Source organism: Nostoc sp. DedQUE12b, from assembly GCF_034530835.1.
GTDB lineage: Bacteria > Cyanobacteriota > Cyanobacteriia > Cyanobacteriales > Nostocaceae > Nostoc.
On sequence record NZ_JAVRCI010000038.1, the window covers coordinates 16,161 to 30,699 of the forward strand.

12 protein-coding genes are annotated in these 14,539 nt (G+C 42.1%); 5 read left to right on the plus strand and 7 right to left on the minus strand.

Annotation, left to right across the window (positions count from 1 at the left end; translation table 11 throughout):
• The first annotated feature begins 103 nt into the window (after positions 1-103).
• The 3 genes from RMY16_RS18860 (at position 104) to RMY16_RS18870 (ending at position 4,082) form a co-directional block, all read left to right on the plus strand.
• Positions 104-1,180: an iron ABC transporter substrate-binding protein gene (locus tag RMY16_RS18860; RefSeq protein WP_322737698.1), complete on the plus strand. Its 1,077-nt coding sequence runs from the start codon at positions 104-106 to the stop codon at positions 1,178-1,180.
• A 223-nt stretch (positions 1,181-1,403) separates the two neighbouring features.
• Entirely contained in the window at positions 1,404-3,008 is a 1,605-nt protein-coding gene (locus RMY16_RS18865; RefSeq protein WP_322737699.1) for an iron ABC transporter permease, read from the plus strand.
• A gap of 33 nt (positions 3,009-3,041) precedes the next feature.
• Positions 3,042-4,082, plus strand: coding sequence for an ABC transporter ATP-binding protein (locus RMY16_RS18870; RefSeq protein WP_322737700.1), 1,041 nt, complete (start codon positions 3,042-3,044; stop codon positions 4,080-4,082).
• A gap of 284 nt (positions 4,083-4,366) precedes the next feature.
• Here the strand turns inward: RMY16_RS18870 and RMY16_RS18875 are convergent, their stop codons facing one another.
• The 5 genes from RMY16_RS18875 to RMY16_RS18895 form a co-directional block, all read right to left on the minus strand.
• Positions 4,367-5,485 carry an iron-siderophore ABC transporter substrate-binding protein gene (locus RMY16_RS18875; RefSeq protein WP_322737701.1) on the minus strand — a complete coding sequence of 373 codons (1,119 nt, stop codon included), beginning with the start codon at positions 5,483-5,485 and terminating at the stop codon, positions 4,367-4,369.
• Between the two features lie 81 nt (positions 5,486-5,566).
• On the minus strand, positions 5,567-8,125 hold the full coding sequence (locus RMY16_RS18880; RefSeq protein WP_322737702.1) for a TonB-dependent siderophore receptor: 2,559 nt from the start codon (positions 8,123-8,125) through the stop codon (positions 5,567-5,569).
• Between the two features lie 126 nt (positions 8,126-8,251).
• Positions 8,252-9,271 carry an AraC family transcriptional regulator gene (locus RMY16_RS18885; RefSeq protein WP_322737703.1) on the minus strand — a complete coding sequence of 340 codons (1,020 nt, stop codon included), beginning with the start codon at positions 9,269-9,271 and terminating at the stop codon, positions 8,252-8,254.
• Positions 9,272-9,805: 534 nt separating this feature from the next.
• A complete protein-coding gene (locus RMY16_RS18890; protein ID WP_322737704.1) occupies positions 9,806-9,943 on the minus strand; it encodes a hypothetical protein in 138 nt (45 codons plus the stop codon).
• A 123-nt stretch (positions 9,944-10,066) separates the two neighbouring features.
• Positions 10,067-10,378 (minus strand): RNA recognition motif domain-containing protein, encoded by a 312-nt coding sequence (locus RMY16_RS18895; protein WP_289798627.1) that lies wholly within the window; start codon positions 10,376-10,378, stop codon positions 10,067-10,069.
• Between the two features lie 403 nt (positions 10,379-10,781).
• Here RMY16_RS18895 and ilvA point away from each other — a divergent pair, with 403 nt between their 5' ends.
• Positions 10,782-12,293, plus strand: coding sequence for a threonine ammonia-lyase, biosynthetic (ilvA, locus tag RMY16_RS18900; RefSeq protein ID WP_322667881.1), 1,512 nt, complete (start codon positions 10,782-10,784; stop codon positions 12,291-12,293).
• 203 nt (positions 12,294-12,496) lie between these two features.
• On the opposite strand, the gene RMY16_RS18905 is transcribed toward ilvA, so the two are convergent.
• Both RMY16_RS18905 and RMY16_RS18910 read right to left on the minus strand, forming a co-directional pair.
• Positions 12,497-13,534 (minus strand): hypothetical protein, encoded by a 1,038-nt coding sequence (locus RMY16_RS18905; RefSeq protein ID WP_322737705.1) that lies wholly within the window; start codon positions 13,532-13,534, stop codon positions 12,497-12,499.
• A 10-nt stretch (positions 13,535-13,544) separates the two neighbouring features.
• Positions 13,545-13,790, minus strand: a complete 246-nt coding sequence (locus RMY16_RS18910; protein ID WP_099099597.1) for a hypothetical protein — start codon at positions 13,788-13,790, stop codon at positions 13,545-13,547.
• A gap of 190 nt (positions 13,791-13,980) precedes the next feature.
• Here RMY16_RS18910 and RMY16_RS18915 point away from each other — a divergent pair, with 190 nt between their 5' ends.
• A complete protein-coding gene (locus RMY16_RS18915; protein WP_322737706.1) occupies positions 13,981-14,199 on the plus strand; it encodes a hypothetical protein in 219 nt (72 codons plus the stop codon).
• Positions 14,200-14,539 lie beyond the last annotated feature (340 nt).

The window sequence follows — 14,539 nt, forward strand, 5'->3', positions numbered from 1 at the left end:
TAGTCTGAGTATACATTAAAATGTCATTAGGCAAACTGCCTAAATTAATAGTAATATATTTCAATAAACTTATTAATAGTGCGTGTTCTATTGGAGAAAGCTTATGAAGCGCCGCAAATTTGTCTATATAGTAGGACTAGCAACTGCTAGTGGTGGATTAGCGATCGCTTGTAATTCTAATCAAACTCCCACCGATACTGCCCAATCGCCATCAGGGCAAGCTACACCGACTACGGCTGCTAGCGGTACATTAGAAAAAGAGCTAGTAGTCTACTCAGGACGCAACGAAAAACTGATTGGTGAGCTGATCAAACAATTTGAGCAACAAACTAATAGTAAAGTACAAGTCCGCTACGGCGATACTGCTGAGTTAGCATCAGCAATTTTGGAAGAAGGGGCAAACAGTCGCGCAGATGTCTTCTTTGCCCAAGATGCTAGCGCCCTCGGAGCTATGCAAAAAGCAAATCGAGCAGTACAGTTACCAACATCTCTTCTTAATCAGGTAGATAGTACCTACCGTTCACCAGAGGGGAAATGGCTAGGTGTTTCTGGGAGAGTTCGTACAGTAGATTACAACTCTAAATTAGTAAAACCAGGGGAATTACCATCGTCAATTTTTGGCTTTACTGAACCGAAGTGGAAAGGTAAAATTGGCTGGGCACCTACAAATGGTTCCTTTCAATCTTTTGTCACCGCCTTACGAGTTGCAGAAGGAGAAGACAAAGCTAGGCAATGGTTAGAAGGTATTAAAGCTAACAATCCTAAAGTTTATCCTAATAATGCTGCGATCGTGGAAGCCTTATCTCGCGGCGAAATTGCTGTGGGATTTGTCAATCATTATTATCTAGAACGAGTTAAGCAAGATAATCCTCAAGTTCCTGTGGAGCATCATTTTACCGATGATGTGGGTTCCTTGGTAAATGTTGCAGGCGTAGCAATTCTTAACAGCGCCAAACATCCCAATATTGCTCAAAAGTTTGTCGAATTCATGCTGAATGAAAATGCCCAAAACTACTTTGCTAATCAAACCTATGAGTATCCGCTAACTTCGGCTGTTGCGCCCAAAGGTAAACTTAAATCTCTCCAAGAAATTAAAAAACAAGCTCAAAAAATCGACTTGAGTAATCTTAGCGATTTAGAGGCAACACTCAAACTCATGCAGCAAGTACAAGTCATTTAACTTCAATAGGCTTGTAGAAGCTTTAATTGATTACCTGCTCAAACAGAGTTCACAAAATTACTTTGCTCAACAAACGAATGAATATCCTTTAGTCAAAGGAATTCCAGCACCATCAAAACAAATACCAATCAGTAAGCTCAATCCACCTAATGTTAGCCTGACAGATTTAGATGATTTACCAGGAACTTTGAATTTACTACAGCAGGCAGGAGTTTTGTAACAGTTGAAAGCGGTTCGCCCTCCATTATTTCTCACATTAGCAGCAACAGTAGTGGCAGTTGCGATCGCTCTGCCATTGCTATACTTAATCATTCGCACCGCAGGTATTGGCGGGGAAGAGTTATGGGAATTGATTTCTCGTCCCCGCAATATCAATATTTATTTCAACAGTGCGGCAATGGCGGCAACGGTAACATTATTTTCTACCCTAATCGCCGTACCATTAGCATTTTTAACTGTGCGCACAGACTTACCAGGAAGACGTTTTTGGTTAGTGGCGACAACATTACCATTGGCGGTTCCTAGCTATGTAGGTAGTTTTGCACTGATTGCGACTTTGGCACCACGGGGTAGTTTTTTGCAGTTGTTGCTTCAACCATTAGGAGTAGAAGAATTACCTTCTATTTATGGTTTTTCTGGGACAGTTTTGGCAATCACTCTGTTTACCTATCCCTATATGCTGCTGACTGTGCGTTCTGGATTACAAGGGATTGATTCATCTCTAGAAGAAGCATCTCGTAGTTTGGGTTATGGCAGTAGAGAAACCTTTTTCAAAGTAACTTTACCACAGTTGAAACCATCAATAATTGCAGGTGGATTATTAGTAGCTTTGTATGCTTTGCGTGACTTTGGTACACCATCGCTGATGCGATTTGATGCTTTTACACGGGCAATATTTTTGCAATATAAAGCTAGTTTTAATCGTAATTCCGCCGCAGCTTTATCTTTGATGTTGGTGACATTGGTGCTGCTGATTTTGTGGTTAGAATATCGAATGCGATCGCGTGCAGCTTATTATAGTCGTGGTTCGGCTTCTCTACGTCCACCAAAAATTGTCAAATTGGGAATATGGAAATGGCCAGCTTTCGGCTTTTGTCTACTAATTACTAGCTTTGGTGTAGTTTTGCCAGTAGGTATCACCTTATTTTGGCTGATTCGCGGACTTAACAGTGGCTATACTTTCCCCAATTTATTCCCCACCATTCTCAACTCCATTGGCGCAGCTGGACTAGCGGCTTTAGCTACGACAATCTTTGCTCTGCCAGTAGCAATTTTAGCAGTCAGATTTCCAAGTAAAATCACCGCCATAATTGAACGTTGTTCTTACATCGGTTTTGGAGTTCCAGGAATTGTTGTTGCCTTATCTTTAGTATTTTTTGGTGCCAACTATTTGCCAGCACTGTACCAAACTCTGCCGATGCTAATATTTGCATATTTAGTTTTATTTTTACCGCAATCAGTGGGAACAGTTCGCAGTTCGCTTTTGCAAGTCAATCCCCAGCTAGAAGAATCAGCCCGTAGTCTAGGTAGGAATGCTTGGCAAACTTTAAGAGAAGTTACTCTCCCTTTGGTACAACCGGGTGTGTTGAGTGGTGCGGTGCTGGTATTTCTTACAGCGATTAAAGAACTACCTGCCACAATGCTGTTAGCGCCTATTGGCTTTAGTACTTTAGCAATGCAAATTTGGCAAGCTACAGAAAATGTGGATTTTGCCGATGCGGCGGCGGCTTCATTAGCTATGCTACTAGTTTCTATGGGTTCAACTTTATTGGTGCTATCTCAAGAGAACGTCAAAAAAGAGAAAATAATAAGCAAAGCCCAAGTGTAAACAAAGTTCTAACTACTCCTCTGTTATCTACTTATGCAACAAGTAATTCTCGACTTACAAAATGTCACCAAGCAGTTTGCAGAAAGTACCTTTCCTGCTGTAGATAACGTATCTTTGACGTTGCAACAAGGAGATATATTGGGATTGCTTGGTCCATCTGGTTGTGGTAAAACGACGCTGTTGCGAATGATTGCTGGTTTTGAGCGATCGCAAGTAGGAGAAATTAAAATTGGTGGACAGATAGTTTGTAATAATTCTACTTGCACTCCAGCCGAACAGCGCGATATCGGTGTTGTTTTTCAAGATTATGCCCTGTTTCCCCATCTAAATGTGGCAGAAAATGTGGCTTTTGGGTTGAAACATTTCAGTAAACAGCAAATACAAAAACGCATAGCCGAAGTCATTAATTTGGTGAGACTCGAAGGCTTAGAAAAACGTTACCCTTATGAACTCTCAGGTGGACAACAGCAAAGAGTTGCCCTCGCCCGTGCTTTAGCACCCCAACCCCAACTCATGCTTTTGGATGAACCTTTGAGTAATCTTGATATTCAAGTTAGGTTGCGCTTACGAGAAGAAGTGCGCGACATTCTCAAAGCGGCGGGTACTTCAGCAATTTTTGTTACCCACGATCAAGAAGAAGCATTAGCTATTTCAGATATAGTAGGTGTCATGCGCCAAGGACATTTAGAGCAACTAGGCACACCAGAAGAAATTTATACTCATCCAGCATCAAGATTTGTTGCCGAATTTGTGACTCAGGCTAATTTTCTTCCCGCGCGCCGCCAAGGTAATGTGTGGGAAACAGAAATCGGCAGTTTTGAGTTAACAGCGAATCACACCGAAGATACTGGCGAAATTATGATCCGCCAAGAAGATTTTATCTTAAAGCCAGCTACAGATGCGCCCGTAGTTGTCCGCACCCGACGATTTTTAGGGCGCGAGTATCAATATTGTTTACAAACTCCCTCTGGTAAAGAACTCCATGCGCGAACACTGAAAGATATAGCGTTACCTTTGGGTACAAGGGTAGAGTTATCTATCGCCAGTGATACTATAAAGGTTTTTCTGCAGTAGATTTTGCTTGCTGTTAAATCCCAGATTGCACGCGCCACAGAAGAGCATAAATACCATGAGTTCAGAGGGGCAGAGGGGAAAAAACTTGGTATTTGAACTCTCCTCTGCTCCCCTGCACAAGAGACCTCTTAGGGAAAAGGGACTCATGTTAAAGGGAAAGGATTTTGAGTTTTTTTACCCTTTTCCCCCGCCCCTTATCCCCAGAGGGGGCCCCACCTTCCCCTTTACCCCGACAAATGCCAAGAAGTCTAAGGTTTTGAGAGATGTGGTGATAAATCCGGGTTTTAAGATGTTTTTACTAGATATTTGAAGAGGTCATTAATTATTTTATTAGCTCCGATAGTCCCTCCGACATTCCAATTTACGTTGTATACCTGTTTATTTTGAACAGCTTTAAGTTTTGACCAAATAGGCTTTTTCAAAAAAGATAAAAATTCAGGATTTGCTTCTTTAAAATCTCTTTTTAATAAATCGGTCATAATAAATAAAAAATCGGCATCGTATTCTGGTAAAACTTCAATACTTAATGTTAATTCACGTTGTTTTTGATTTTGTTGAATTAGTCGTAAACCTGCGTCACTAATGATTTGGCCATAAGGTAGAAAGTCTCCTCTATAGCTATAAAAAATATCTGCCGAACCTGCAAGATAAATTACGGATATTGTTTTTGCTTCTAGTTGTTTTCCTAATTGCTGCCGCAATTTTTGGATTCGATTTTGGTACTGAGTCAGAAGTTCTTCGGCGCGATCGCTCTTTCCCAACACCTGGGCTACATATCGTAGTCTTTCTTTAAAATCGTACATGGTGGGAAAATCGATCAGTACTGTAGGCGCGATGCTGGAAAGGAGTTTATAAGAATTCTTGAGGTTTGTTAACCCCAGAATTAAATCGGGTTTTAAAGCAAGAATTTTCTCTAGGGAAGGTTGACTCCCAATACTGCCCAAAACTGGAACGTCAGCAAGTAAGTCGCTGGGTATACCTCGAAACTTTTCTTCACAGCCTCCACAATACACAACACCAACTGGCTTTATACCCAGCGCCACTACAGAATCGAGAATTATATTTTCTTCTAATACAATTACTCGCTGCGGTTGAAGTGGAATTTCAACTTTACCTAAAGCATGGCTAATGGTTTTTGTTTCTATTGGCGTTCGTGCAAGGGTTGACTTGTGAGTTACTATATATGTGTTGTGGTTACAGGCTGCGATCGCTAAAACCACAACTATTGTCAGAAAGAATGGTAAAAATTTGTAATTACTCGAAACCTGTCGGGGTTGCCATAAGATATGTAAGCTGAAAAAAACAGTCTTGACAACCCAAACAAACTTAGCAAAAGTCAAAGCACAAATAGCTTTCATACCAAGTAACAACCGCATAATTGTACTAATGGCTTTCTTTGTCATTGTGGAATATTTTTCTTTAACTAATATTTGGCAGGTTGTTCAGAAGACTGATAATATATTTAGGCTCTACAAAAGAGAGAGTTAAAACTCCCAGCTAATTGAGCCGAAAATTGTAAAAGGCGCACCTCTTCGCAGAAATGTGCTGCCATCGTCAGAGGTTCTAATATAGTCCCTATCAAATAGATTACGAATATTGATACCAGCTTTAAAACCATCTCTACGGTAGTAAATCGCTGCATCGGTACGCAAGTAATCGGGTATTTCAAAGGAGTTAGCTGAATCTCCCGATCGCGTACCCACATAAAACAGCCCCAAACCAAATCCCAAACCCTTCAAATCGCTATTTTGAAACTCATAGGTTGTCCAGAGGCTAGCTTGATTTTCTGGTACACTCACCAATCGATTACCGACAGCAATATCGTTATCTTCAGTTACTTCTGCATTGGTGTAAGCATAAGAAGCGATCGCTTTCCAACCTGGCAAAATTTCCCCTGTAATATCTAACTCAATCCCTCTACTCCTTTGTTCCCCTATCTGAATGAAGTAATCAGACTCTGCTCGTTCACGATCGGGAGTTAGAATATTTGACTTAGTAATTTGATAGGCTGCTAGTGTTGTCGAAAGCCGACCCTCTAGAAAATCACCTTTAATACCTACTTCATATTGTGTTCCTCTTGTAGGCTCAAATGTTTCACCATCGGGGTTTGATTCAGTTACAGGGACAAAAGATTGACTGTAGCTGGTGTAAAGAGAAATAGATTTGCTGGGCTGATATACCAAGCCGATTCGGGGACTAAAAGCACTATTTTCAGGGTTTTCTGTCGTCTGCCCTGTCACGTCATTTGTATTATCGCCTGTAACCCAATCGAAGCGCCCACCGATTAATAACTTCAGATTATCTAGAAAGCTAATCTGATCCTGAAGGTAAATGCCATAGCTTTGAGAACGATCGGTAGAGCTAGAACGTGGGCCATAGTTGAAGCTTGGAATGTCGTAGTTTGGATTGGCAATATCTAGATTAGGAACATTACTTGCAATTGACCTTGCAAAAGTCTGGGTATAACGATTGAAATCAAAACCTATCAAGATTTGGTGTGAAATTGATCCCGTATTAAACTTTCCAAGTAAGTCGATCTGTCCAAAATAGTTGTCTGTTGTAAAATCACGATCTTGAGCAAATTGCCGTAAGGACTGATCGTTCACTACTGCTGTTGCTAAAGTATATTCTTCAGCGTTTCTACCAGTAACTACAGAAAAGTTATTACGAATTTGCCAGTTATCATTAAACTCGTGGCTGACGGTGTAACCAAACTTTTGGGTAGTATTATTTACGAAAGCATCGTCAGGATATCCCTGATAGAAGCTTCGAGGCAGAAATGTATTATCGCTAAGAACAGAGGTATATTGTTCAAAAGTTCCTTTAAAGTTAATATACTCATAGTATAAAGTCAGGTCTGTTCTCTCACCCAATTTCCAACTGATTGTTGGTGCAAATGTAGTCAGATTGGTGTTGACAAAATCTTGAAAACCATCAGAAGTTTGATAGCTAGCATTTAAGCGATAAAGCAAAGTTTTATCGTCATTTAAAGGCCCTGAGAAATCAAGACTGGGCTGATAAAAGTCACGATTCCCCGCCTCAAATTCAAGCTTATAATAGGGTTCACTCAAGGGTTGTTTGGTGACGATGTTAATGATTCCACCAGGTTCTACAGCCCCAAACAAAACCGAGGCTGGCCCTTTGAGAACTTCCACTCGCTCAATCGTCCCCACTCCTGTCAAGCCAAAAGAATTTACATCTCGATAGCCATTTCGGAAACTTCCACCCTGTTCAAATCCTCTGATAATGAAGTCTTGTGCAGGCGAACCGTTGTAGTCAGCGCCGTCAACTACGCCACTGACGGTTTCCACTGCCTCAGCTAGACTTCTCGCGTTGCGATCTTCCAGCACCTCTCGCGGCACTACCTGAATAGATTGGGGAATATCGCGCAACGGTGTATCTGTCTTTGTTGCCGTCGTCGCATCCTGTACGCGATATCCATCTTGCTCACCCGTTACCACCAACTCAATCGGCTCATCCTGCTGTGCTGCTGGTTCCTCTTGGGGTATCTCACTTGTAGGCTTTTCTTGAGCTTGTGGTGTTTCTGGTTGTTGCGCCGCAGTTACATCTGGGATCACGCCAAAAATTAGCCCTTCATCACTGTCAAATAACTCAACCTTTGGCACTCCTCCCTCACCCGTGACTGTTACCCGGATTGTATTGGCATCAAGGTTTGTAACAGTTATCTCAGTAATCCCTGCAACTGGGTTTTGGGAACGGAATGTAAACGCATCGCCACTGGCTAAACGCAATTGCGTATTAAGAATATCAGCGATAAAGTTATTTTCCGCACTGCGATTTGTAATTTTTAGCTGCTCTCCTTGAGTGGTTTCTAAAACCACCTCCACACCTTTATCTGTCGGATTGGCTTTCACTCCCGTGACTTGCACAACTTCTGATGAGGATGCTGGCGACTGTACTAGTAATTCTGCACTTTGGGAAATCTCGCTCAGTTTAGCATCCTCACTTCTAGCAGGAGTGTTGATCAAAACAACAACTGCACCTGTGAGCAGCAGACTTTGAAACAATTTATCTAACTTCATTTAGTCACCCACACTCCCTCACACCACTTGACAGTATTAAGAAAATTTCCTAACTAAACTGGCAGTGTATGCATAATAAGGGATACGGATTTTTTATTTGAACGCTAGACGGATTTTATTTGAACGCTAGACGGATTTTTGGCGCTGCTGAAAGTATTGTTTAGGATTCAAGCCGAACTTTTTACGGAAAGCAAAGGCAAAGTAGCTGCGACTATCAAAACCTACCCTAAATGCCACTTCTTCAACCTTCATTTCTCCTAATACTAAAAGTTGTCTGGCTTTTTCCAGCCGATATTCGTGTAAATATTTAAACGCAGATGTCCCAAAAACTTGACGGAACCCACGCTTCAATTTGAAGTCATTTAGCCCTACTTGTCGTGCTAACTCTATCAGACTGGGTGGATTTTCTAGATTACCTAGCAATATTTCCTTGGCTTGATAAATTTTATCAATATCGCTCAAATCCCTGGCTGGAAAGCTATGATTATGAACATCCTGCTTTTGAAATTGCTGAAAATGAAGCGTAATCAATTCCATCGACTGACTTTCCAGATACATTCGCTTCATCAAACCTTGATAGGGACACTGGAGAATATTACATAACACCGTCCACATTTGCTGTGTGATTTCCCCTTGGTGGTAATAGGGCTGTAACTTATCACCCATTAAGGCTTGGCGCAGGGAAATTGGTATTTGTTCTAATTCTTCTTCGCCAAAACTTTGAAAAAATTCCTGTGGTTCGATTTTCAGATAAATTCGTGAAAACTTCTCACCGACTTTCCACCATTCAGTTTCTTTGATATCGCAGTTACATTCAGAATAATACCTGCCTAGTGATTCGTTAGTCTCGTCAGTTAAACCGTGGCGTTCAATTCTCACTTTTCCTGAGAGAAAAAAACTTAATCCAAATTGAGATTCATCCAAACTATCTCTAACCCACACAAGATCATCAACAAAATCCTCTTCATGTATGCAAATAGACAAGCCATTGCGTAATTCTATCCAGCATTCATAGATATTACAAATATTTAAAATCTTCCCTTGGCGGATAGTTTCGACCCCCTTTGATTGACTGGAAATTGCGCCATTATGCTCACTTTCTACCCACAGTTCTTCCCACTCTGTAGATGTAAGAATTTTTGTCATAGTTTAATAATAATTACTATCATTATCAAGCTGATATATGATTGGATCTGAGGCACTGTCAAGAATTATCCAAAAGGCAAATCCATGCTATGTTAAATGCTTATAGCCGCTCCTAGCCAGCTTGTTGTGAAATGCTGATATTCATAGCGATCGCTCTGGCGATAAGTACCCCAGCAAGCTATATAATCCCTTATCTAAATAAGAAAGATTCTTAATTATTGCACGAAATTCAGCGTTATAAAAGCGACTTGTTCACAGTCGCTACGTCTAACCCAAGTGTATTGATATATAGCAGTCCGAAATCATTCGTGAAAATTTGAGATAGTTATAACCACCCTGTAGTCTTGATTCATTAATTTCAACTTGACAGGCTACTATTAGGGAACATGGTCGGATTTGCCAAGAGCCAAGCTTTTTCAGTCTAGGCGTTATTAAATAACCCCATCTTTGACACGTTTAATTCAAATGAATGGGGTGGTGATTCTAGTAACAAAGGCGAACCTTTTACAAAAACGATACCTGCGGGAAGCTACCCTAACGCATGGCTTCATAAGCATTATTTCCTAAAACTTCCTGCATCACTTCGACTTTTTTCGACTTTGCTACCTCGGCTCCGGTTCCATCGAGCGACTTGTACTGAGCGTAGTCGAAGTAAGTCCAGATGCTTGGCACAAGTCAAGGCAAGTCGCTCAGTAACCGCCTGCTCTCTGCCTTTGTTCGGTTAAATAAAACGCAAAAAAGGCAGATACCTTGTCTGCCCTTAAGACCTTAGAGTTAAATTTTTGGTTTTAGACCTTAATAGCGGCCACCACCACCGCCACCGCCACCATAGCCTCCTCGTCTACCACCAGAGGAACCTCCGTCTGTTTTGGGCTTGGCTTTATTAACTTTTAAGCTTCGACCCATCCATTCAGCGTTATCAAGGGCATCAATCGCCGCTTGTTCTTGTGCGTCTGATTCCAATTCCACAAACCCGAAACCTCTCATCCGACCAGTTTCTCGGTCGACAGGCAATTGAACATTTTTTACAGTTCCATATTCTGCAAAGACTTGCCGGAGGTCATCTTCTTTAACCTCATAAGATAGATTACCGACGTAAATTGACATAGAATGTCTCCAGAATCAGGGGATGTAGAGATTTAGATCCGGAGAGGTCTGTAATACAAGTATATATAAAAACAAACTGTACAGCCGAATTTCATCTTCCACGCATACTTTAACATAAATTGAGAAGTTATGTTCTTAAGTAACACTATACTTAATCTGTCGATCTAAATACTCGGATAGTTGGCAAAACTCTTTTACAATCGACCTACCAGCGATCGCATGAAATTTGCAGTCATCAAAAAATTTCCATAACTGAACTTATTTATCTTCAAAGAATATTAATTGGTAATTTTTAAATTTTGTTCAATCAAAATTTCGAGAGAGGGCAATTCAATAAAAGCAGTGCGATCACTTGTAACGTAAAATTAGTTTCCATCCAGCATTTGCTAACAGCTTGACGCCCATGTTTTGCGACTACCTCATCCAAATCCTGACTGCCCGTGTGTATGATGTTGCCCAGGAAACACCACTGGAGTATGCTCCAAATTTGTCTGCACGGCTAAATAATCAACTCTTGTTGAAACGTGAGGATATGCAGTCAGTATTTTCCTTTAAACTGCGGGGTGCTTATAACAAAATGGTGCAACTGCCACCAGATATATTGGCACAGGGTGTAATTGCAGCGTCTGCGGGGAACCATGCTCAAGGAGTCGCCCTTGCAGCAAATCGTTTGGGAACCAAAGCGATTATCGTCATGCCAGTAACCACACCCCAAGTCAAGGTGGACGCGGTGAGAATGAGGGGCGGAGCAGTGGTGCTACATGGAAACACTTATGATGATGCTTATAGCTATGCGCGTGAATTAGAAGTAGAAAAAGGATTGACCTTTATTCATCCCTTTGACGATCCCCACGTAATTGCTGGACAGGGAACAATTGGGATGGAAATTTTACGGCAATATCAGCAACCCATCCATGCGATATTTGTAGCAATTGGAGGCGGCGGATTAATTTCTGGAATTGGGGCTTATGTGAAACGATTGCGTCCCGAAATTAAGATTATTGGTGTTGAACCAGTTGATGCTGATGCCATGTCTCAATCGCTCAAAGCCGGGCATCGGGTACGCTTATCCCAAGTGGGGTTATTTGCTGATGGTGTGGCGGTGCGGGAAGTCGGTGAAGAAACCTTCCGTTTATGTCAGCAGTATGTAGATGAAATCATTTTGGTGGATACAGACGATACTTGTGCTGCGATTAAAGACGTGTTTGAGGATACGCGATCCATTTTAGAACCAGCTGGTGCATTAGCGATCGCAGCTGCCAAAGCCTACGCCGAACGAGAACAAATCGAAGGGCAAACCTTAATTGCTGTTGCCTGTGGTGCAAACATGAATTTTGATCGCCTCCGCTTTGTGGCAGAACGAGCAGAGTTCGGTGAACGCCGCGAAGCGATCTTTGCAGTCACAATTCCAGAGCAACGGGGAAGTATTCGCCAGTTTTGTGAATGTATTGGCAACCGTAACTTGACCGAGTTTAATTATCGTATTGCCGATGAAAAAACAGCCCATATTTTTGTCGGCGTGCAAATTCAAAACCGTGCCGATGCTGTCAAGATGGTAGAAACCTTTGAAGCTCATGGATTTGAAACCCTTGATTTAACCGACGACGAACTAACTAAACTACATCTGCGGCACATGGTAGGTGGACACTCCCCCCTAGCTCATAATGAATTGCTCTACCGTTTTGAGTTTCCCGAACGTCCCGGCGCATTGATGAAATTTGTGACTTCCATGAGTCCTGACTGGAATATTAGTCTTTTTCACTACCGCAATAACGGCTCAGACTACGGGCGAATCGTTGTTGGTATCCAGGTTCCCCCTCACGAGATGGAAGATTGGCAAGCTTTTCTCGATCGCCTGGGCTATCGCTATTGGGATGAAAATAAGAATCCCGCATACAAGCTGTTTTTGGGATAGGCGGGGAGTGGGGAGCAGGGGAGCATACTTCGACTGCGCTCAGTAACCGGGGGAGCAGGGGAGAAATTGCAGTAAGTTTTTTCCTTCTGCCCCCCGCCCCTCGGTCACTGAGTTTATGGTGAGCGCAGTCGAACTGCGTAGCCGTTGGCGCAGCCTCTCGTTGAGAAGTGCTGCCCCTCTGCCTCTTGTGCCCAATGCCCAATTTAACGAGAACTCCCTTTCAATATCAGATTTGAGTCCCAAGTATAGAAGCCAATTTGATTAGGAACCCTAGCGAATCTCCCTGTCCGATAGCCTCTAGATAGTTCATTCAGCACCTTATTTTTGATCTCTCTAATTTGCTGAGAATCTAGTTCTCCATAAATTCCGGCGATGACTTCAGCCACGCTGAAAACTTTACCTGGATTTTCTTGTAACAGAGAGGTGAGGGCGTCAATCAAGAATTGACCCTCAAAGGCTTTGAGCATTGGTACTGTTTTTGTCGGGGGAACGAAAGGCTTCTTGGTTTTGTTTTTGATACTCCTAGAAGCAGCATTGCGATTACTTGGGGCTACCAAACTTAAATCCAGAGTATAACAACCTGGCTCATCGGGAATAGTTACCCAGTAATTCCTTTCTCTGCCTTGGGTGAGGGAAGATTGCACTCTACCTTTAACTACTTTGAATAGATGGGAATCTAACTCTCCATAAAGCGATCGCACGATAAAATCGATATGACAAACAGTACCTATCTGTTCTTGCAATAGCTGTTTTATCGCTTCCATTCGCGAGATAGCGTGCTGATACTGAGGTAGCATCGGGATTTCCACTACCTTCGTTGAACTATCGTTGTTCTCTAGGACGATCTTTGGATCTGTTGATGTCGTTAGAGATTGGCTCTCTTTTGTATCAACAGCAGAAAAAGAATTATTTATCTCAACCCGATCTGAGTCTTTTCGTTCTGACTCTAAAGATTCCACCAAGTTGATTTCGCCGATGTCATCAAGGGGTGATAAAAACCGCAGAGAACTTTCTCCAGAAAGATTTGAGGTTTCATCAGTCGCTGTTAATCTTGATATCTGCTTGTTGGTATCAGAAAAAGACCAGTTAGACAACAATGCTTCTACATGATCGAGCTGCGATCGCGCCTGCACAAAGAGGCGTTCATACTCTTCTGTCAGGCGAGCATAATAGTCTCGTAATTCCAACAATGGTGAGAGAAAGGTTCCCGGAGGCGGTTCTAATTGTCCATTTTGAGTCATAGGGCTTTAATCAATTTAAATCGATGTCACTTTTATAAGACATTGCTCTGGGTTTTGCCTTGTGAGATGCTGGCTGGGATTTCTTAGGCGGTTGAGGAGGGCGACATCTCTCACAATATAAAGGTCGAGGGCCGAAAGTCTCGCGTTTTGTCAGATCGTTACACTCTTTACAGACAAACTGGAAAACACGAGTATGAATCTGTCTTTTGTGCGCCCTGACAGTATATTCTCTAACATCAATGAATTTACTTGCCATAATCAGGAATTGTGAATTGCCGACGTTATCAATGTCCTATCAATATAGCTATTCAAGCAAATCAAACCGCATCAGTGTGTGTTTATGTAGAAGTTTTATTCAAATCAGTGAATTTGACATCTAGACATAAAGTGCAGATGAGCAATTTGAGAGTTAGCTGTTAACTATATCTCTCAGCATATAATTGGTGATGAGCAAACACTACTATCATTCTTTAGGCACAGCAATTTACATTGCCCCGATTAGAAAAATGGATAGGGAAAGTGCAGGATTATTTACTTCCACTACTATTGATTGGCAAATCAAGCGATCGCCAGTGTCTCTCATAGCCCATCATAAAATTACCGCACTCCTAACCCCTGTTCCTCATGCTAGATGGGTAATGCTTAATGAAGCCATTCCTGTCTAAAGAACAACCGCCTCCTAAAAACAGGAGGCGGCGATCGTTGTTAATCGAAGTATGATTCCAATAAGTTTGATCCCTCTACTAGCAGTATGTCAAGTCAACTTCACTGGGTCAAGAAGAAGGGTGTAGGGGGTAGGGGGTAGGGTGTAGGGATAAAAGACGGCATTGGACGAAGCTTGGAACTCCCACCAATGCAATCGCCCTTTATGACGCGGCAAGTGACGAAGAAGCCCCGTTGGGGCTATTTCTTCCCCGACACCCGACACCCGCCCCAACGGGGCTTAGTCAATAGACCTCTTGCAAAAGTCCCTAACACCCCACCCCCAACCCCTTCCCGCTCTTC

What these genes read in the sequence shown, in the direction of transcription:
- RMY16_RS18860 (WP_322737698.1), top strand. Translation starts at nt 104, where the DNA reads ATGAAGCGCCGCAAATTTGTCTATATAGTAGGACTAGCAACTGCTAGT.
- RMY16_RS18870 (WP_322737700.1), top strand. Translation starts at nt 3,042, where the DNA reads ATGCAACAAGTAATTCTCGACTTACAAAATGTCACCAAGCAGTTTGCA.
- RMY16_RS18875 (WP_322737701.1), bottom strand. Translation starts at nt 5,485, where the DNA reads ATGACAAAGAAAGCCATTAGTACAATTATGCGGTTGTTACTTGGTATG.
- RMY16_RS18880 (WP_322737702.1), bottom strand. Translation starts at nt 8,125, where the DNA reads ATGAAGTTAGATAAATTGTTTCAAAGTCTGCTGCTCACAGGTGCAGTT.
- RMY16_RS18885 (WP_322737703.1), bottom strand. Translation starts at nt 9,271, where the DNA reads ATGACAAAAATTCTTACATCTACAGAGTGGGAAGAACTGTGGGTAGAA.
- RMY16_RS18895 (WP_289798627.1), bottom strand. Translation starts at nt 10,378, where the DNA reads ATGTCAATTTACGTCGGTAATCTATCTTATGAGGTTAAAGAAGATGAC.
- ilvA (WP_322667881.1), top strand. Translation starts at nt 10,782, where the DNA reads ATGTTTTGCGACTACCTCATCCAAATCCTGACTGCCCGTGTGTATGAT.
- RMY16_RS18905 (WP_322737705.1), bottom strand. Translation starts at nt 13,534, where the DNA reads ATGACTCAAAATGGACAATTAGAACCGCCTCCGGGAACCTTTCTCTCA.
- RMY16_RS18910 (WP_099099597.1), bottom strand. Translation starts at nt 13,790, where the DNA reads ATGGCAAGTAAATTCATTGATGTTAGAGAATATACTGTCAGGGCGCAC.
- RMY16_RS18915 (WP_322737706.1), top strand. Translation starts at nt 13,981, where the DNA reads ATGAGCAAACACTACTATCATTCTTTAGGCACAGCAATTTACATTGCC.